Origin of the sequence: Actinopolyspora lacussalsi (genome assembly GCA_030803735.1) — a bacterium.
Lineage (GTDB): Bacteria > Actinomycetota > Actinomycetes > Mycobacteriales > Pseudonocardiaceae > Actinopolyspora > Actinopolyspora lacussalsi.
Genome location: JAURUC010000001.1, coordinates 2,900,115 through 2,916,866, shown reverse-complemented (window position 1 = coordinate 2,916,866; position 16,752 = coordinate 2,900,115). Strand labels below are relative to the sequence as shown.

At 65.2% G+C, this 16,752-nt stretch carries 25 protein-coding genes; all 25 read left to right on the top strand.

Translation table 11 applies throughout. The annotated features are described in order from the left end of the window. Positions 1 to 73 precede the first annotated feature (73 nt). The 25 genes from fusA (at position 74) to J2S53_RS12860 (ending at position 16,716) form a co-directional block, all read left to right on the top strand. Positions 74 to 2,176: an elongation factor G gene (gene fusA / locus J2S53_RS12980; protein ID WP_456241173.1), complete on the top strand. Its 2,103-nt coding sequence runs from the start codon at positions 74 to 76 to the stop codon at positions 2,174 to 2,176. Between the two features lie 160 nt (positions 2,177 to 2,336). Further along, positions 2,337 to 3,530 carry an elongation factor Tu gene (gene tuf / locus J2S53_RS12975; RefSeq protein ID WP_092925856.1) on the top strand — a complete coding sequence of 398 codons (1,194 nt, stop codon included), beginning with the start codon at positions 2,337 to 2,339 and terminating at the stop codon, positions 3,528 to 3,530. Positions 3,531 to 4,054: 524 nt separating this feature from the next. Beyond that, a complete protein-coding gene (rpsJ, locus tag J2S53_RS12970) occupies positions 4,055 to 4,360 on the top strand; it encodes a 30S ribosomal protein S10 (RefSeq protein ID WP_017976809.1) in 306 nt (101 codons plus the stop codon). Positions 4,361 to 4,411: 51 nt separating this feature from the next. Then, positions 4,412 to 5,062 carry a 50S ribosomal protein L3 gene (gene rplC / locus J2S53_RS12965; protein ID WP_130468354.1) on the top strand — a complete coding sequence of 217 codons (651 nt, stop codon included), beginning with the start codon at positions 4,412 to 4,414 and terminating at the stop codon, positions 5,060 to 5,062. Beyond that, positions 5,062 to 5,760 carry a 50S ribosomal protein L4 gene (gene rplD / locus J2S53_RS12960; protein WP_456241172.1) on the top strand — a complete coding sequence of 233 codons (699 nt, stop codon included), beginning with the start codon at positions 5,062 to 5,064 and terminating at the stop codon, positions 5,758 to 5,760. The genes rplC and rplD overlap by 1 nt, the downstream gene beginning before the upstream one ends. Then, entirely contained in the window at positions 5,757 to 6,056 is a 300-nt protein-coding gene (gene rplW / locus J2S53_RS12955) for a 50S ribosomal protein L23 (RefSeq protein WP_043570394.1), read from the top strand. The genes rplD and rplW overlap by 4 nt, the downstream gene beginning before the upstream one ends. Positions 6,057 to 6,103: 47 nt before the next feature. Beyond that, entirely contained in the window at positions 6,104 to 6,943 is an 840-nt protein-coding gene (gene rplB / locus J2S53_RS12950; RefSeq protein ID WP_456241171.1) for a 50S ribosomal protein L2, read from the top strand. Positions 6,944 to 6,961: 18 nt separating this feature from the next. Further along, on the top strand, positions 6,962 to 7,243 hold the full coding sequence (gene rpsS / locus J2S53_RS12945) for a 30S ribosomal protein S19 (RefSeq protein WP_092925852.1): 282 nt from the start codon (positions 6,962 to 6,964) through the stop codon (positions 7,241 to 7,243). Between the two features lie 69 nt (positions 7,244 to 7,312). Next, positions 7,313 to 7,738 carry a 50S ribosomal protein L22 gene (gene rplV / locus J2S53_RS12940; protein WP_170837289.1) on the top strand — a complete coding sequence of 142 codons (426 nt, stop codon included), beginning with the start codon at positions 7,313 to 7,315 and terminating at the stop codon, positions 7,736 to 7,738. Beyond that, positions 7,738 to 8,661, top strand: coding sequence for a 30S ribosomal protein S3 (gene rpsC, locus J2S53_RS12935; protein WP_092925850.1), 924 nt, complete (start codon positions 7,738 to 7,740; stop codon positions 8,659 to 8,661). Before rplV ends, rpsC begins: the two co-directional genes overlap by 1 nt. Positions 8,662 to 8,664: 3 nt before the next feature. Then, entirely contained in the window at positions 8,665 to 9,084 is a 420-nt protein-coding gene (gene rplP, locus J2S53_RS12930; RefSeq protein WP_019852823.1) for a 50S ribosomal protein L16, read from the top strand. After that, positions 9,084 to 9,326 (top strand): 50S ribosomal protein L29, encoded by a 243-nt coding sequence (gene rpmC, locus J2S53_RS12925; RefSeq protein ID WP_017976800.1) that lies wholly within the window; start codon positions 9,084 to 9,086, stop codon positions 9,324 to 9,326. The genes rplP and rpmC overlap by 1 nt, the downstream gene beginning before the upstream one ends. Then, positions 9,323 to 9,601: a 30S ribosomal protein S17 gene (gene rpsQ, locus J2S53_RS12920; protein WP_092976508.1), complete on the top strand. Its 279-nt coding sequence runs from the start codon at positions 9,323 to 9,325 to the stop codon at positions 9,599 to 9,601. The genes rpmC and rpsQ overlap by 4 nt, the downstream gene beginning before the upstream one ends. 126 nt (positions 9,602 to 9,727) lie before the next feature. Beyond that, positions 9,728 to 10,096, top strand: a complete 369-nt coding sequence (gene rplN / locus J2S53_RS12915) for a 50S ribosomal protein L14 (RefSeq protein WP_092626220.1) — start codon at positions 9,728 to 9,730, stop codon at positions 10,094 to 10,096. After that, positions 10,096 to 10,410, top strand: coding sequence for a 50S ribosomal protein L24 (rplX, locus tag J2S53_RS12910; RefSeq protein WP_092626218.1), 315 nt, complete (start codon positions 10,096 to 10,098; stop codon positions 10,408 to 10,410). The genes rplN and rplX overlap by 1 nt, the downstream gene beginning before the upstream one ends. Before the next feature lie 3 nt (positions 10,411 to 10,413). After that, positions 10,414 to 10,989: a 50S ribosomal protein L5 gene (rplE, locus tag J2S53_RS12905; protein WP_092925848.1), complete on the top strand. Its 576-nt coding sequence runs from the start codon at positions 10,414 to 10,416 to the stop codon at positions 10,987 to 10,989. 43 nt (positions 10,990 to 11,032) lie between these two features. After that, the gene (locus J2S53_RS12900; protein WP_092626214.1) at positions 11,033 to 11,218 is read left to right on the top strand and encodes a type Z 30S ribosomal protein S14; all 186 of its coding nucleotides are present in this window, start codon (positions 11,033 to 11,035) and stop codon (positions 11,216 to 11,218) included. Positions 11,219 to 11,451: 233 nt separating this feature from the next. After that, positions 11,452 to 11,850 carry a 30S ribosomal protein S8 gene (rpsH, locus tag J2S53_RS12895; protein ID WP_092925846.1) on the top strand — a complete coding sequence of 133 codons (399 nt, stop codon included), beginning with the start codon at positions 11,452 to 11,454 and terminating at the stop codon, positions 11,848 to 11,850. A gap of 16 nt (positions 11,851 to 11,866) precedes the next feature. After that, positions 11,867 to 12,406 carry a 50S ribosomal protein L6 gene (gene rplF / locus J2S53_RS12890; protein WP_092925844.1) on the top strand — a complete coding sequence of 180 codons (540 nt, stop codon included), beginning with the start codon at positions 11,867 to 11,869 and terminating at the stop codon, positions 12,404 to 12,406. Positions 12,407 to 12,408: 2 nt separating this feature from the next. Further along, the gene (rplR, locus tag J2S53_RS12885) at positions 12,409 to 12,813 is read left to right on the top strand and encodes a 50S ribosomal protein L18 (RefSeq protein WP_456241170.1); all 405 of its coding nucleotides are present in this window, start codon (positions 12,409 to 12,411) and stop codon (positions 12,811 to 12,813) included. Positions 12,814 to 12,878: 65 nt separating this feature from the next. Further along, on the top strand, positions 12,879 to 13,490 hold the full coding sequence (gene rpsE, locus J2S53_RS12880; protein ID WP_092626206.1) for a 30S ribosomal protein S5: 612 nt from the start codon (positions 12,879 to 12,881) through the stop codon (positions 13,488 to 13,490). 4 nt (positions 13,491 to 13,494) lie between these two features. Continuing rightward, the gene (rpmD, locus tag J2S53_RS12875) at positions 13,495 to 13,680 is read left to right on the top strand and encodes a 50S ribosomal protein L30 (RefSeq protein WP_092626204.1); all 186 of its coding nucleotides are present in this window, start codon (positions 13,495 to 13,497) and stop codon (positions 13,678 to 13,680) included. After that, a complete protein-coding gene (gene rplO, locus J2S53_RS12870; protein ID WP_092976504.1) occupies positions 13,680 to 14,129 on the top strand; it encodes a 50S ribosomal protein L15 in 450 nt (149 codons plus the stop codon). Before rpmD ends, rplO begins: the two co-directional genes overlap by 1 nt. 437 nt (positions 14,130 to 14,566) lie before the next feature. Next, positions 14,567 to 15,877 (top strand): preprotein translocase subunit SecY, encoded by a 1,311-nt coding sequence (secY, locus tag J2S53_RS12865; protein ID WP_456241169.1) that lies wholly within the window; start codon positions 14,567 to 14,569, stop codon positions 15,875 to 15,877. A gap of 284 nt (positions 15,878 to 16,161) precedes the next feature. Continuing rightward, positions 16,162 to 16,716, top strand: a complete 555-nt coding sequence (locus tag J2S53_RS12860) for an adenylate kinase (RefSeq protein WP_456241168.1) — start codon at positions 16,162 to 16,164, stop codon at positions 16,714 to 16,716. The last annotated feature ends 36 nt before the right edge of the window (positions 16,717 to 16,752 follow it).

Sequence of the window (16,752 nt, the reverse complement as noted above, 5' to 3'; positions counted from 1 at the left end):
GCACGGCTGTATTGCCCGCCTCGGCTCACCGATTCGACGGCTTCAGGCTTGCTGTAGGAACGGGGACTAACTCGTGGCACGCGACGTGCTGACCGACCTGACCAAGGTCCGCAACATCGGCATCATGGCCCACATCGACGCGGGCAAGACCACCACGACCGAACGGGTTCTGTACTACACCGGGATCAACTACAAGCTCGGTGAGGTACACGACGGCGCCGCGACGATGGATTGGATGTCGGAGGAGCAGAAGCGGGGTATCACGATTACCTCGGCTGCCACCACGACGTTCTGGCAGGAACATCAGATCAACCTCATCGACACCCCCGGGCACGTCGACTTCACCGCCGAGGTGGAGCGTTCGCTGCGGGTGCTCGACGGCGCCGTCGCCGTGTTCGACGGCAAGGAGGGGGTCGAGCCCCAGTCCGAGCAGGTGTGGCGCCAGGCGGACAAGTACGGCGTCCCGCGCATCTGTTTCGTCAACAAGATGGACAAGATGGGCGCCGACTTCTACTTCACCCTCGGCACCATCCGGGAACGACTCAACGCCAAGCCGCTGGTGCTGCAACTGCCCATCGGCAGCGAGTCCGACTTCGAGGGTGTTGTCGACCTGGTCAGCATGAAGGCGCTGACCTGGCGTGGTGACGTGGCCAAGGGCGCGCAGTACGAGCTCGAGGACATCCCGGCCGATCTGGTCGAGACCGCCCACGAGTACCGCAACGAGCTGCTCGAGTCGGTCGCCGAGTCCAGTGAAGAGCTCATGGAGGCCTACTTCGGCGGTGAGGAACTGACCGTCGAGCAGATCAAGCAGGGCATCCGTGCGCTCACGCTGAGCCAGGAGGCCTTCCCCGTGCTGTGCGGGACCGCCTTCAAGAACAAGGGCGTGCAGCCGATGCTGGACGCGGTCGTGGAGTACCTCCCCTCGCCGCTGGACATTCCCGCGGTGCAGGGCGTGCTGCCGGGCTCCGGCGATGCCGCCGAGCGGCAGGCCAGCACCGAGGAGCCCTTCTCGGCCCTGGCGTTCAAGGTGGCCGTGCACCCGTTCTACGGCAAGCTCACCTACGTCCGGGTCTACTCGGGCAAGATCGAGCAGGGTGCCCAGGTGATGAACTCCATCCGGGACCGCAAGGAGCGCATCGGCAAGCTGTTCCAGATGCACTCCAACAAGGAGAACCCGGTCGAGGAGGGACAGGCCGGGCACATCTACGCGGTCGTCGGGCTGAAGGACACCAGCACCGGTGACACCCTGTGCGACCCGCAGAACCAGATCGTTCTGGAGTCGATGAGCTTCCCCGACCCGGTCATCGAGGTCGCGATCGAGCCCAAGACCAAGGCCGATCAGGAGAAGCTGTCCACCTCGATCCAGAAGCTCGCCGAAGAGGACCCGACCTTCCAGGTCAAGTTCGACGAGGAGACCGGGCAGACCATCGTCAAGGGCATGGGTGAGCTCCACCTCGAGGTCCTGGTCAACCGGATGAAGACCGACTTCAAGGTCGAGGCCAACATCGGCAAGCCGCAGGTCGCCTACCGCGAGACGATCCGCAAGTCGGTCCAGAAGCACGAGTTCACGCACAAGAAGCAGACCGGTGGTTCCGGTCAGTTCGCGCGTGTGGTCGTCAACCTGGATCCGATCGAGCAGAGCTCGGAGAGCGCGACCTACGAGTTCGACAACCAGATCACCGGTGGGCGTATCCCCCGCGAGTACATTCCGTCGGTGGACGAGGGCGCGCAGGACGCCATGCAGGTCGGTGTGCTGGCGGGCTATCCGATGGTCGGTGTCAAGATGACCTTGGTGGACGGCCAGTACCACGAGGTGGACTCGTCGGAAATGGCGTTCAAGGTCGCCGGTTCGATGGCGATGAAGGAGGCCTGCTCCAAGGCCAGTCCCGCGCTGCTCGAACCGTTGATGGCGGTCGAGACGACGACACCCGAGGAATACATGGGTGAAGTCATCGGCGACCTCAACTCCCGCCGTGGTCACGTTCAGGCCATGGAGGAGCGTGGCGGTTCCCGCGTTGTCAAGGCGCTGGTTCCGCTGTCCGAAATGTTCGGGTACGTGGGCGACCTGCGTTCCAAGACGCAGGGTCGCGCGAACTACTCGATGGTGTTCGACTCCTACGGCGAGGTTCCGGCGAACGTGGCCAAGGAGATCATCGCGAAGGCCACGGGGGAGTAACTCCGCTGTGGCCCGACATCGGCCCGTTTCCGCGCTCGGGACAACGGGCCGATGGCACAACCCGACAGGACTCCGCCCGGAGCTGGCTCCCACGCGAGAGGGCGCGTGACCCGAGCCCGTGGCGGGGCGGAAATGATGACGAGTCCAGGAGGACATTCCAGTGGCGAAGGCGAAGTTCGAGAGGGACAAGCCGCACGTCAACATCGGGACCATCGGTCACGTTGACCACGGCAAAACCACACTGACCGCGGCTATCACCAAGGTCCTGCACGACAACCACCCGGACCTGAACCCCTACACGCCTTTCGAGGACATCGACAAGGCGCCGGAGGAGAAGGACCGCGGGATCACGATTCAGATCGCGCACGTCGAGTACCAGACCGAGGCGCGGCACTACGCCCACGTGGACGCTCCGGGCCACGCGGACTACGTGAAGAACATGATCACCGGTGCCGCCCAGATGGACGGTGCGATCCTGGTCGTGGCCGCCACCGACGGCCCGATGCCGCAGACCCGCGAGCACGTGCTGCTGGCGAAGCAGGTCGGCGTCCCCTACATCCTCGTCGCGCTGAACAAGGCCGACATGGTCGACGACGAGGAGATCATGGACCTGGTCGAGATGGAGGTCCGTGAGCTCCTCAGCGAGCAGGACTTCCCGGGCGACGACGTACCGATCGTCCGTGTCTCGGCGCTGAAGGCCCTGGAGGGCGACGCCGAGTGGGGCCAGAAGATCATGGAGCTGCTCAACGCGGTGGACTCCAGCGTTCCGGACCCGCAGCGTGCCACCGACCAGCCGTTCCTGATGCCGGTGGAGGACGTCTTCTCCATCACCGGTCGCGGGACCGTGGTCACCGGCCGTGTCGAGCGCGGTGTCATCAAGGTGAACGAGAACGTCGAGATGGTCGGCATCAAGGAGAAGCCGATCAGCACGACCGTCACCGGTGTCGAGATGTTCCGCAAGCTGCTCGACAGCGGTGAGGCCGGCGACAACGTCGGTCTGCTGCTGCGTGGTGTCAAGCGTGAGGACGTCGAGCGGGGCATGGTTGTCATCAAGCCCGGCACCACCACCCCGCACACCGAGTTCGAGGCGCAGGTCTACATCCTGTCCAAGGACGAGGGCGGCAGGCACACGCCGTTCTTCAACAACTACCGTCCGCAGTTCTACTTCCGTACCACCGACGTGACCGGTGTGGTGACCCTTCCCGAGGGCACCGAGATGGTCATGCCCGGTGACAACACGGAGATGTCGGTGCAGCTCATCCAGCCCATCGCCATGGAGGAAGGGCTGCGCTTCGCGATCCGTGAGGGCGGCCGTACCGTCGGCGCGGGTCGCGTCATCAAGGTCACCAAGTGAGGGCAGGGTTCCGGACCCGGTGGTGACCGGACCCGGAACCCACCCCGATTCAGGGGCGACGCACTCGGTGTGTCACCCTGAACGGGTTGCCTGTTGAGGCGGCCGAACTTCCTGAGCCGTGTGAATCACGGTTCGTGATCGGTTCGGCCGCTTCGACGTGGGCACGCCGTTGCCGTGAATTTCCTTCGCGGGGCGGCGTTCCGGTTGCGCGGGTGCCGCCGGACAAACGTTCCGGCCGGGGCCGATTAGGTGGCAACCCGAGGTGTACGGATCCCTGCGGATCCATCTCATCGGCGTGGATCGATGGGACCGGTTGCGTCGCGCGGGCGACACGCCCGACCGCGTGTACCGGGCACCCAGACACCTGAACAGGGGCGGGCTGCGAAACCGTGGTGTCGCGTTCGCGAGATCGGGCAGGTACGTGCGCTTCAGCACGTGGCCGCCGGGTCGCCGCGACGTCGGCGCCGGGTCTGCGCACCGCGCTAGGTACTAGCGGCACGAGACTAGAGGAACGGCAAGCCACTATGGCGGGACAGAAGATCCGCATCCGGCTCAAGGCCTACGACCACGAGGCGATCGACGCGTCCGCGCGCAAGATCGTCGAGACCGTGACGCGCACCGGCGCTTCGGTCGTCGGGCCGGTGCCGCTGCCTACCGAGAAGAACGTCTACTGCGTCATCCGCTCCCCGCACAAGTACAAGGACTCGCGGGAGCACTTCGAGATGCGGACGCACAAGCGACTCATCGACATCGTCGAGCCGACACCCAAGACGGTGGATGCGCTCATGCGCATCGACCTGCCGGCCAGTGTCGATGTGAATATTCAGTGAGCGGTCGACGCGCATTCGTTTCAGTGACAGGCGGCGGAGAGAACGAGACCCATGTCTGAAAGGCAGATGAAGGGGATTCTGGGCACCAAGCTCGGGATGACCCAGGTCTTCGACGACAACAACCGGGTTGTCCCGGTGACGGTCGTGCAGGCCGGGCCCAACCTGGTGACCCAGATCCGTACCAACGAGAACGACGGCTACCAGGCCGTGCAGCTGGCGTTCGGCGCCATCGATCCGCGCAAGGTGAGCAAGCCACGTGGTGGCCAGTTCGCCCGTGCCGGAGTGACGCCGCGTCGTCACCTGGTCGAGCTGCGCACCTCGGACGCCAACGACTACGAACTCGGCCAGGAGCTGACGGCCGACGTGTTCGAGTCGGGCGCCCAGGTCGACGTGGTCGGCACCAGCAAGGGCAAGGGCTTCGCGGGCACGATCAAGCGGTACAACTTCGGCAGGCAGCCGATGAGTCACGGTACCCAGGCCGTGCACCGCAAGCCGGGCTCGATCGGTGGTTGCGCTTACCCCGCCAGGGTGTTCAAGGGCAAGAAGATGCCCGGCCGTATGGGCGGCAACCGCGTGACCACCCAGAACCTCAAGGTTCACCGGGTCGACGACGAGTCCGGGCTGCTGCTGATCAAGGGTGCCATTCCCGGCCCGAACGGTGGCCTCGTGCTGGTCAAGAGCTCTACGAAGGGTGGTGCGTGATGGCCGCGAAGCTCGACGTCCGTACCCCGGAAGGCAAGACCGACGGGCAGGTCGATCTGCCCGCGGAGCTGTTCGACGCGCAGGCGAACGTGCCGCTGATGCACCAGGTCGTGACCGCCCAGCTCGCGGCGGCTCGGCAGGGCACGCACTCGGTCAAGACCCGCGCCGAGGTCTCCGGCGGTAGCAAGAAGCCGTACCGCCAGAAGGGGACCGGTAACGCCCGGCAGGGTTCGATCCGCGCCCCGCAGTTCGTCGGCGGTGGCACGGTGCACGGCCCGACCCCGCGCGACTACTCGCAGCGCACGCCCAAGAAGATGAAGGCCGCCGCCCTGCGCGGTGCCCTCTCCGACCGGGCGCGTTCCGAGCAGCTGCACGTCATCAACCAGGTGACGACCGGTGACAAGCCCTCCACCAAGGAGGCCAAGGCCGCGCTGCGCAACGTCACCGACGCCCGGCGCGTGCTGGTGGTGCTCAACCGCACCGAGGAGAACGCGTGGCTGAGCCTGCGCAACCTTCCCCACGTGCACATCATCGACCCCGGTCAGCTGAACACCTACGACGTTCTGGTCAACGACGACGTCGTGTTCAGCAAGGAAGCCTTCGAGCGTTTCGTCGCGGAACGGTCTCCGGGTCGTTCGGCCAAGACCGCGGTCACTTCCGACGCGACTTCGAGTCAGGCTGAGGAGGCAGACCAGTGATCCCCGATCCGCGAGACATCATCATCGCGCCGGTGATCTCCGAGAAGAGCTACGGCCTGATCTCGGAGAACCAGTACACGTTCCTGGTGCGCCCGACCTCCAACAAGACCGAGATCAAGATCGCGGTCGAGAAGATCTTCGGCGTGCAGGTCAAGAGTGTCAACACGATCAACCGCCAGGGCAAGCGCAAGCGGACCCGCACCGGTTTCGGCAAACGCAAGGACACCAAGCGGGCGATCGTGACGCTGTCCCCCGATAGCAAGCCGATTGAGATCTTCGGCGGTTCGGCCGCCTGAAGCGGGCGTTCGCAACCGACCGAAGGAGACTGAGGACTGCGATAGAGATGGGCATTCGCAAGTACAAGCCGACGACGGCGGGCCGTCGCGGTTCGAGCGTGGCCGATTTCTCCGAGATCACCCGATCCTACCCGGAGAAGTCGCTGGTCCGTCCGCTGCACGGCAAGGGCGGCCGGAACGGGCACGGCCGGATCACCACTCGGCACCAGGGTGGCGGTCACAAGCGTGCTTACCGCGTGATCGACTTCCGCCGCAACGACAAGGACGGTGTGCCGGCCAAGGTCGCGCACATCGAGTACGACCCCAACCGGAGCGCGCGCATCGCGCTGCTGCACTACCGGGACGGCGAGAAGCGTTACATCATCGCGCCGAACAAGGTCCAGCAGGGCCACATGGTGGAGAGCGGGCCGCGGGCCGACATCAAGCCGGGTAACAACCTGCCGATGCGCAACATCCCCACCGGTACGGTGATCCACGCCATCGAGCTGCGTCCCGGTGGTGGGGCGAAGATCGCTCGTTCGGCGGGCACCAGGGTTCAGCTGGTGGCCAAGGAAGGGCCTTACGCCCAGTTGCGGATGCCTTCGGGTGAGATCCGCAACGTCGATGTCCGCTGCCGGGCCACTGTTGGCGAGGTCGGTAACTCCGAGCACTCCAACATCAACTGGGGCAAGGCGGGGCGTAACCGCTGGAAGGGCAAGCGCCCGACCGTCCGCGGTGTCGTCATGAACCCGATCGACCACCCGCACGGCGGTGGTGAGGGACGCACCTCCGGTGGTCGTCACCCGGTCAACCCGAAGGGTAAGCCCGAGGGTCGTAGCCGCCGCAGCAAACCCAGTGACAAGCTCATCGTTCGGCGCCGTCGCACCGGCAAGAAGAAGCGGCGCTGAGCAGGGAGGTAACGACCGATGCCACGTAGCCTGAAGAAGGGCCCGTTCGTGGACGACCACCTGCTCAAGAAGGTGGACACCCTGAACGAGTCCAACAAGAAGACGGTGATCAAGACCTGGTCGCGCCGGTCCACGGTCATCCCGGACATGGTGGGGCACACGATTGCGGTGCACGACGGCCGCAAGCACGTGCCGGTGTTCATCAGCGAGAACATGGTCGGGCACAAGCTCGGCGAGTTCGCCCCGACCCGCACTTTCAAGGGTCACGTCAAGGATGACCGCAAGTCTCGCCGCCGCTGAGCGGGTTTGTGACACGAACGAGCCGGGTCGTCGCACGGATTCGACGACCCGGGGCAAAGGGGTAGCAGGATGAATGCCCGTACCGACGACAGTGCCGCGGTTGAGAATCCGCGTGCAGTGGCGCGGGCCCGCTTCGTCCGCGTGTCGCCCATGAAGGCGCGGCGCGTGGTCGATCTCATCAGGGGTCGAAGCGCCAGCGAAGCCCTGGACGTGCTCAAGTTCGCGCCGCAGACCGCCAGCGGTCAGGTGTCGAAGGTGCTCGCCAGTGCGATGGCCAACGCGGAGAACAACAACGCGCTCGATCCGAGCACGCTGTGGGTACACCGCGCGTATGTGGACGAGGGACCGACGCTGAAGCGGTTCCGCCCGCGTGCTCAGGGCCGGGCCTTCCGGATCCGCAAGCGGACCAGCCACATCACGGTCGAGGTCGAGTCGCGCCAGCCGAAGGGCCAGGGCAAGTCTCGTAAGCGCAGCCAGAAGGGGAGTGCCCGGTAGTGGGTCAGAAAATCAACCCGCACGGCTTCCGGCTCGGCATCACCACGGACTGGAAGTCGCGCTGGTACGCCGACAAGCAATACGCGGAGTACGTCGCGGAGGACGTCAAGATCCGCCGTCATCTCTCCCGCGGGATGGAGCGCGCCGGGATCTCCAAGGTGGAGATCGAGCGCACTCGCGAGCGGGTGAGGGTGGACATTCACACCGCACGGCCGGGAATCGTCATCGGTCGGCGGGGTGCCGAGGCGGACCGCATCCGCGGTTCGCTGGAGAAGCTGACCGGTAAGCAGGTTCAGCTCAACATCCTCGAGGTCAAGAACTCCGAGGCCGACGCTCAGCTGGTCGCCCAGGGGATCGCCGAGCAGCTGTCGAACCGGGTGTCCTTCCGCAGGGCCATGCGCAAGGGCATCCAGTCGGCCATGCGCTCCTCCCAGGTCAAGGGGATCCGGGTGCAGTGCAGTGGCAGGCTCGGCGGCGCCGAGATGTCCCGCTCGGAGTTCTACCGTGAGGGCCAGGTGCCGCTGCACACGCTGCGTGCGGACATGGACTACGGGTTCTTCGAGGCTCGTACGACCTTCGGCCGTATCGGTGTGAAGGTCTGGATCTACAAGGGCGAGCTCATCGGCGGCCTGAAGCAGAAGCAGCAGGAGTCCGAGGTGCGCCCGCCGCGCGGCGAGGGCGGCGGCGGTGGTGGCGGTCGCGAGGGCGGCCGTGGCGGCCGTTCCGAGCGTGGCGGCCGTCGTCGTTCGGGTGCCTCCGGCACCACGAACGTGGGCACCGAGGGTGGCCGTGCCGCAGCCAAGGGCGGTAAGTCCGGTGGCTCCGCGGAGAGCCCGCAGCAGGAGCAGACGGCGACGGACGCCGCCGCCGCGAACGCTCCGGCTGTCAGCGAGCCGCACGCTGATGAGAAGACGGAGGACTGACAAGTGCTCGTCCCACGCAAGGTCAGGTGGCGCAAGAGCCACGCGCCGAAGCGTAAGGGCTTCGCCAAGGGCGGCACCCGGATCAACTTCGGCGAGTACGGCATCCAGGCGCTGGAACACGCCTACGTGACCAACCGGCAGATCGAGTCGGCCCGTATCGCGATTACCAGGCACGTCAAGCGTGGCGGCAAGGTGTGGATCAACATCTTCCCGGACCGCCCGCTGACCAAGAAGCCGGCCGAGACCCGCATGGGTTCCGGTAAGGGTTCGCCGGAGTACTGGATCGCCAACGTCAAGCCGGGCCGGGTGGTTTTCGAGCTGAACTACCCGAACGAAAAGATCGCTTACGAGGCACTGAGGCGCGCGGTCCACAAGCTTCCGATGAAGTGCAAGATCGTGTCCCGCGAGGGTGGTGACTTCTGATGGCGGCTGGTGTCACCGCTACCGAGCTCCGGGAACTCAACGACGAGGAGCTCGTCTCCCGGCTGCGTGAATCGAAGGAAGAGCTGTTCAACCTTCGGTTCCAGATGGCTACCGGGCAATTGCAGAACAACCGAAGGTTGCGCGTCGTTCGTCGGGACATCGCTCGGATCTACACGATCATGCGTGAACGTGAGCTGGGCCTCTCCGTGTCTCCCGAGGGCGCCGAGGAGGGCGCGGCATGAGCGAAACAGTCACGCAAGAGCAGCAGCGCAACCAGCGCAAGACCCGTGAGGGCTACGTCGTCTCGGACAAGATGGACAAGACGGTGGTCGTGGCCCTCGAGGACCGTAAGAAGCACCCGCTCTACGGCAAGATCATGCGCAAGACCACCAAGGTCAAGGCGCATGACGAGAACAACGAGGCGGGCATCGGCGACCGGGTGTCGCTGATGGAGACTCGTCCGCTGTCGGCCTCGAAGCGCTGGCGGTTGGTCGAGATCCAGGAAAAGGCCAAGTAACGCCATCCGCGGGGGGCGGCGGCAAGCCCCCCGCGGGTTGTTGTGACCGCGCATGCCGGGTCGGAAATCGGGCGTGCCAAAGTGTCTCCGCACAGCGTGTGCGGAAACTTAGGGTCAGGAGTAAAGGTGATCCAGCAGGAGTCGCGACTGCGAGTCGCCGACAACACCGGGGCCAAGGAGATCCTCACGATCAGGGTGCTCGGTGGTTCCGGTCGGCGCTACGCGGGTATCGGCGACGTGGTGGTGGCTACCGTCAAGGAAGCCATTCCCGCCGCCGGTGTCAAGCGTGGTGATGTGGTCAAGGCGGTAATCGTCCGCCAGAAGAAGGAAAAGCGTCGTCCGGACGGTTCCTACATCCGGTTCGACGAGAACGCCGCCGTCCTGGTCAGGCCGGGTGGTGACCCCCGAGGTACCCGTATCTTCGGCCCCGTCGGGCGTGAGCTGCGTGAGAAGAAGTTCATGAAGATCATCTCACTCGCGCCGGAGGTGCTGTGATGAAGGTGAAGAAGGGCGACACGGTCGTCGTCATCGCCGGTAAGGACAAGGGTGCCCGGGGCAAGGTCATCCAGGCCTTCCCGAGTCGGGAGCGTGTGCTGGTCGAGGGCGTCAACCAGATCAAGAAGCACACGCGCGTCTCGCGTACCGAGCGTGGTGCGCAGTCCGGCGGCATCGTGACGCAGGAAGCCGCGATCCACGTCAGCAACGTCATGGTCGTGGACTCGGACGGTAAGCCCACCCGCGTCGGCTACCGCACCGGTGAAGACGGCAAGAAGGTTCGGATCTCTCGCCGCAACGGTAAGGACATCTAACTCGTGACTACCACTGAGAAGAACACCGAGAGGATTGTCCCGCGGCTGAAGGCCCGCTACCGCGACGAGATCGTACCGGCGCTCAAGGAGGAGTTCGAGTACTCCAACCCGATGCTGGTGCCGGGCATGGTCAAGGTCGTCGTCAACATGGGTGTGGGCGATGCCGCGCGGGACAGCAAACTGATCGAGGGCGCGGTTCGCGACCTCGCGACTATCACCGGCCAGCGCGCCGAGGTGCGCAAGGCACGCAAGTCCATCGCGCAGTTCAAGGTCCGCGAGGGTATGCCGATCGGCGCCAGGGCGACGCTGCGCGGCGCACGGATGTGGGAGTTCGTGGACCGGCTGGTCTCCATCTCCCTGCCGCGGATCCGGGACTTCCGGGGTCTGTCGCCGAAGCAGTTCGACGGTAACGGCAACTACACGTTCGGTCTCAACGACCAGTCGATGTTCCACGAGATCGACCAGGACTCGATCGACCGTTCGCGCGGTATGGACATCACGGTAGTGACAACGGCCACCACCGACGAAGAAGGCAGGTCGCTGCTGCGGCAGCTGGGATTCCCGTTCCGGGAACAGTGACTCGTGGCCGTCGCTGCGGATCGAGACTAGGAGAACTGGGCCGATGGCCAAGAAAGCACTGATCAACAAGGCGGCACGCAAGCCGAAGTTCCGGGTGCGTACCTACACTCGTTGCCAGCGTTGCGGAAGGTCCCGGGCGGTCCTGCGGAAGTTCGGACTCTGCCGGATCTGCTTCCGCGAGATGGCCCACGCGGGCGAGCTGCCCGGGGTTAGCAAGTCCTCCTGGTGAGGTAGTGCGGCGGGGCGGCTCCACCGACGGCGGAGCGTCTCGTCACCGGTACCGAAACCAGTGGCTGCAGCCCGGCAACGGCTCGCGACGACAACGGACTGACCGCTGCGAAGTTACTTCGGGAGCGGGCAGCCAGTACCCCGACTTCGTTCAGGCCAGGGCCCAGACCTGCGAACCGCGGTTCGCGGCATCCGGGCCCGGGGAACCGAACGAGAAAGGTTGACAGGGTCACCATGACGATGACCGATCCGATCGCAGACATGCTGACACGTCTGCGCAACGGGAGTCGCGCGTACCACGACGAGATCGTGATGCCGCACTCCAAGATCAAGGCGAACATCGCCGACATTCTTCAGCGCGAGGGTTACGTGGCCGGCTCTCGTGAACAGCAGGGCGCCAAGACCAAGGAACTGGTCGTGGAGCTCAAGTTCGGCCCGAACCGCGAGAAGTCCATTACCGGGCTGCGCCGGGTTTCCAAGCCCGGTCTGCGGGTGTATGCCAAGTCCACGAACCTTCCCAAGGTTCTGGGGGGACTGGGCATCGCCATCATCTCGACGTCGAGCGGTCTGCAGACGGATCGCCAAGCGATGCGGAACGGTGTGGGCGGGGAAGTCCTCGCCTACGTCTGGTGAAGGAGGAGTTTACGGTATGTCGCGCATCGGGAAGTTGCCGATCACCGTTCCCTCCGGCGTCGATGTGAGCATCGACGGCCAGACGGTTACGGTGAACGGCCCCAAGGGCAAGCTGCAACAGAACATTTCCGAACCGATCAGGGTCGAGCAGGACTCGGACGGCTCGCTGCTGGTGAAGCGTCCGGACGACGAGCGTGCGAACCGCTCGCTGCACGGTCTGTCCCGCAGCCTGATCAACAACATGGTTGTCGGCGTCAGCCAGGGTTTCCAGAAGGATCTCGAAATCCAGGGCGTGGGCTACCGCGTGGTGCAGAAGGGGCAGAACCTCGAGTTCTCCCTCGGCTACAGCCACCCGGTCGTCATGGAACCCCCGGAAGGCATCGAGTTCGCCACGGACGGCCCGGCCAAACTTTCGGTCAAGGGCGTCGACAAGCAGCTCGTCGGCGAGGTAGCCGCCAGGATCCGCAAGCTGCGTCTGCCCGAGCCGTACAACGGCAAGGGCGTGCGCTACGCGGGCGAGAAGATCCGCCGCAAGGTCGGGAAGACGGGTAAGTGACCATGAGCGAGAGCACCACAGCCACCAGGAAGAAGCCGGTGGGCAAGAGCGTCGCGGGCGAGCGTCGCCGTGCCCGGAACCAGCGGCACGTTCGACTCCGCAAGAAGATCAGCGGCACCCCGCAGCGGCCGCGTCTGGTTGTCAGCCGATCCACCAAGCACATCGTCGCGCAGGTCATCGACGACACGATCGGTCACACCCTGGCTGCCGCCTCCACGCACGAGCCCGACATGCGCTCGTTCGAGGGAGACAAGACGGCCCAGTCCACCCGCGTGGGTGAGTTGGTCGCGCAGCGGGCCAGCGAGGCAGGAGTCGAGAAGGTCGTGTTCGACCGTGGCGGCAACGCCTACCACGGTCGGGTCGCGGCTCTCGCGGATGCCGCGCGTGGCGGCGGTCTGGAGTTCTGAGAAGTGCGCAATAACCACATCGTCGTCGTACGAAGGATGACAGCACGTAACGGAAGGGACGCCTGATGCCTGGACGCACTCGGCGTGAAGGCGGTTCGGAATCCGGCGGCAAGGACCGCAAGGACCGCCGCGACGGCGGCCGTGGCGGGGCGGCCCAGGAAAAATCCCCGCAGTTCGAACGTGTAGTGACCATCAACCGGGTCGCGAAGGTCGTCAAGGGTGGCCGGCGGTTCAGTTTCACCGCGCTGGTCGTCTGCGGTGACGGCGACGGCCTCGTCGGCGTTGGCTACGGCAAGGCCAAGGAAGTGCCTTCCGCCATCGCCAAGGGGGTCGAGGAAGCCAAGAAGAACTACTTCCGCGTACCGCGGGTCGCGGGCACCATCACTCACCCGGTACAGGGTGAGGACGCCGCGGGCAAGGTGCTGCTGCGCCCGGCCAGCCCGGGTACCGGTGTCATCGCGGGTGGCCCGGTCCGTGCGGTGCTGGAGTGCGCCGGTGTGCACGACGTGCTGAGCAAGTCGCTGGGCAGCGGCAACGCGCTCAACATCGTGCAGGCCACCGTCACGGCGCTGAAGGAGCTGCAGCGTCCCGAGGAGGTCGCGGCTCGCCGTGGTCTCCCGATGGAGGACGTGGCTCCCGCCCGGATGCTGCGCCAGCGCGCGGGTCAGGAGGTCTGAGCCGATGAACAAACTCAAGATCACCCAGACGCGTGGTCTGGTCGGCACCAAGCCCAACCAGCGTGACGCCATGCGCACCCTCGGGCTGCGTAAGATCGGCCAGACGGTCGTTCGGCCGAACAGTCCCACGGTTCGTGGTCAGGTCGACACCGTCGGCCACCTTGTTTCGGTCGAGGAGGTCGTCGAGTAATGGCCATCAAGATTCACGATCTGCGGCCCGCTCCCGGTTCCAAGCGGAGCAGGATCCGGGTCGGCCGCGGTGAAGCCTCCAAGGGCAAGACCGCGGGGCGCGGCACCAAGGGGACCAAGGCGCGTAAGACAGTGGCGCCCGGGTTCGAGGGCGGCCAGATGCCGCTGCAGATCCGGCTGCCCAAGTTGCGTGGTTTCAAGAACCCGAACCGCGTCGAGTACCAGGGCATCAACATCGGCAAGCTGGCCGAGCGCTTCCCGCAGGGTGGCAAGGTCGGCATCGACGAGTTGATCGCCTCCGGACTGCTCAAGAAGGGCGAACTCGTCAAGATCCTCGGTGGCGGGGATCTCGATGGGGTGAAGCTGGACGTGACCGCGCACGCGTTCACGGGCAGTGCCAAGGACAAGATCACGGCCGCGGGCGGCAGCGCCACCAAGCAGGAGCGCTGAACCCGGACGAACCGTCCCGTCACGGGGCGATGTTCCGGTGCGGCCGAACCCGCGTCGCGTCGCGCGGTTCACGTTTTCGGGCCGGTCGACTTCGTTGTCGACCGGCCCGTTCTTTTTCTCCAGCGGTGTTCCCGTTTTCGGTGAGCAGCGATTTCGCCTTCGAACACGTGGTGCCGACAGCCACGCCCCGGGTTCGCCGATCGCGAACAGTGTCCGAAGTGGCCGCTCATTGATCACCGCGAGTGTTTTCCGGGCGCCGTTTCGTTGCCATTGTCCGCAGGTGGCTACTGCGGGCGGGGTGAATGCTGTTAGAGTCCGTGCGGCGGTTCCGTGCCACGCCGTGGTACGGAACCGTTGACGGAATCCAGCCGTGGGCGACTCGTGAGTCGGCCACCGACATCGGCCGGTGACTACCGGCTCGCGCACAGGAGGTCTGCGTGCTCGGCGCCTTCCGCTCGGCTCTGACGACGCCGGACCTGCGCCGTAAGATCCTGTTCACACTGGGAATGGTCGTGCTGTACCGACTGGGTGCCACGATTCCGTCTCCAGGGGTGTCGTATCCGAACATCCAGCAGTGTGTGCAGGCTCTACAAGGCGAGAGTCAGAGCGTCTATTCGTTGCTGAACCTCTTCAGCGGCGGAGCCCTGCTTCAACTGTCGGTGCTTTCCCTCGGGATCATGCCCTACATCACCGCCAGCATCATCGTTCAGCTGCTGCAGGTGGTGATCCCGCGGTTCGAGCAGTTGAAGAAGGAAGGCCAGTCCGGCCAGGCCAAGCTCACGCAGTACACCCGCTACCTGACGGTCGCGCTGGCCGTGCTGCAGGCGACGGGCATCGTCGCGCTGGCCGTGCGCGGGCAGCTCTTCCCGGGGTGTCAGCAGGAGGTCATCCCGGACAGCTCGGTGCTGAACATGGTGGTCATCGTGGTCACCATGACCGCCGGTGCGGCATTGCTGATGTGGATGGGCGAGCTGATCACCGAACGCGGTGTCGGCAACGGCATGTCGCTGCTGATCTTCACCTCGATCGCTTCCCGCATCCCGGCCGAGGGTGGCAACATCCTGAACAACAGCGGCGGCTTCGTCTTCGCCGTGATCTGTTGCTTCGGTCTGGTCATCATCGCCAGCGTGGTGTTCGTCGAGCAGGCGCAGCGCCGCATCCCGGTGCAGTACGCCAAGCGCATGATCGGGCGCCGGATGTACGGCGGCACCTCCACGTATCTGCCGCTGAAGGTCAACCAGGCCGGTGTGATCCCGGTGATCTTCGGTTCCTCGCTGCTGTACCTCCCGCAGTTGCTGGGACAGCTCGCGGGCAACCAGAACACCTGGTGGTCGCGTTTCATCCAGACCTACATCGTCGATCCGTCCAGCTGGGTACACATCCTGCTGTACATGACGATGATCATCTTCTTCGCCTACTTCTACGTCTCGATCACGTTCAATCCGGAAGAGCGTGCCGACGAGATGAAGAAGTTCGGCGGTTTCATCCCGGGTATTCGTCCGGGCAGGCCCACTGCCGAGTACCTGAGTTTCGTGCTCTCGCGCATCACGTTGCCCGGTGCGCTCTACCTGGGCATCATCGCGGTACTCCCGAACTTCTTCCTCGGGGTTACCGGTGGTCAGGGCGGTGCGCAGAACTTCCCGTTCGGCGGCACCGCGGTTCTGATCATGGTCAACGTGGGACTGGACACCGTCAAACAGGTCGAGAGCCAACTCACGCAGCGCAGTTACGAGGGCTTCCTCCGGTAGGCTCGAAGAGTCCTGGCGATGACGCCGTGGCCGCTGCCCGCTCGGTGGTCGATGACCCCGAGCGGCGCGGTTCCGCTTCGAGTGGTTTCCCACAGTTCGGGCGGTAATCATGGCGAAATCGGCCACGTCGGTTACGGTGTCGATCGCTCGATGTCCGCGTCGGCGGGATCGCCGCCGGGAGTGCTTCCCGGGGGCCCGCGTGGTGCGGACGGCGATGACAGACGGGACGAAAGTGCCCGCCAAACGGTGGCGTGAGCCATCATCACGGATTCGGAGGCAGACCCTTGGTGCGATTGGTTCTGGTCGGCCCGCCAGGTGCGGGCAAAGGCACCCAAGCGGCCGTGCTGAGTGAACATCTCGCGGTCCCCCACATCTCCAGTGGCGATCTGTTCAGGGAGAACATCGACAACGTCACGCCACTGGGCAAGGAGGCCAAGAGCTACCTCGACGCCGGTGAGCTGGTACCGGACGAGGTCACCAACGAGATGGTGCGTCAGCGTCTTGCCGCCAGTGACGCGGCCGAGGGCTTTCTGCTCGACGGATTCCCGCGCACGACGCCGCAGGCCGACGTGCTCAGCGGCATCCTCTCCGAGAACGGGATGGAACTCACCGCGGTGGTGCAGTTCGAGGTTCCCCGGGAGGAGTTGGTCCGGCGTCTGCTGGACCGCGGTCGCTCGGACGACACCGAGGAACTCATCCGGCGCAGGCTGGACGTGTACGACTCGGAGACGGCGCCGCTGTTGGACTACTACCGGAACAAGCTGATCACGATCGACGCGTTCGGGCCGGTCGAGGAAGTCACCTCGCGAGCCCTGGAGGCCCTGCGCGCTCGTGCCTGAGTGGTTTCGCTCCCCGGTTCGATCCGTTGCCCGTAG

Excerpts from the sequence above, each read along its gene's own strand:
- rpsJ (WP_017976809.1), top strand. The coding sequence starts at position 4,055 with ATGGCGGGACAGAAGATCCGCATCCGGCTCAAGGCCTACGACCACGAG.
- rplC (WP_130468354.1), top strand. The coding sequence starts at position 4,412 with ATGTCTGAAAGGCAGATGAAGGGGATTCTGGGCACCAAGCTCGGGATG.
- rplD (WP_456241172.1), top strand. The coding sequence starts at position 5,062 with ATGGCCGCGAAGCTCGACGTCCGTACCCCGGAAGGCAAGACCGACGGG.
- rplB (WP_456241171.1), top strand. The coding sequence starts at position 6,104 with ATGGGCATTCGCAAGTACAAGCCGACGACGGCGGGCCGTCGCGGTTCG.
- rpsS (WP_092925852.1), top strand. The coding sequence starts at position 6,962 with ATGCCACGTAGCCTGAAGAAGGGCCCGTTCGTGGACGACCACCTGCTC.
- rplV (WP_170837289.1), top strand. The coding sequence starts at position 7,313 with ATGAATGCCCGTACCGACGACAGTGCCGCGGTTGAGAATCCGCGTGCA.
- rpmC (WP_017976800.1), top strand. The coding sequence starts at position 9,084 with ATGGCGGCTGGTGTCACCGCTACCGAGCTCCGGGAACTCAACGACGAG.
- rpsQ (WP_092976508.1), top strand. The coding sequence starts at position 9,323 with ATGAGCGAAACAGTCACGCAAGAGCAGCAGCGCAACCAGCGCAAGACC.
- rplX (WP_092626218.1), top strand. The coding sequence starts at position 10,096 with ATGAAGGTGAAGAAGGGCGACACGGTCGTCGTCATCGCCGGTAAGGAC.
- J2S53_RS12900 (WP_092626214.1), top strand. The coding sequence starts at position 11,033 with ATGGCCAAGAAAGCACTGATCAACAAGGCGGCACGCAAGCCGAAGTTC.
- rpsH (WP_092925846.1), top strand. The coding sequence starts at position 11,452 with ATGACGATGACCGATCCGATCGCAGACATGCTGACACGTCTGCGCAAC.
- rplF (WP_092925844.1), top strand. The coding sequence starts at position 11,867 with ATGTCGCGCATCGGGAAGTTGCCGATCACCGTTCCCTCCGGCGTCGAT.
- rplR (WP_456241170.1), top strand. The coding sequence starts at position 12,409 with ATGAGCGAGAGCACCACAGCCACCAGGAAGAAGCCGGTGGGCAAGAGC.
- rpsE (WP_092626206.1), top strand. The coding sequence starts at position 12,879 with ATGCCTGGACGCACTCGGCGTGAAGGCGGTTCGGAATCCGGCGGCAAG.
- rpmD (WP_092626204.1), top strand. The coding sequence starts at position 13,495 with ATGAACAAACTCAAGATCACCCAGACGCGTGGTCTGGTCGGCACCAAG.
- rplO (WP_092976504.1), top strand. The coding sequence starts at position 13,680 with ATGGCCATCAAGATTCACGATCTGCGGCCCGCTCCCGGTTCCAAGCGG.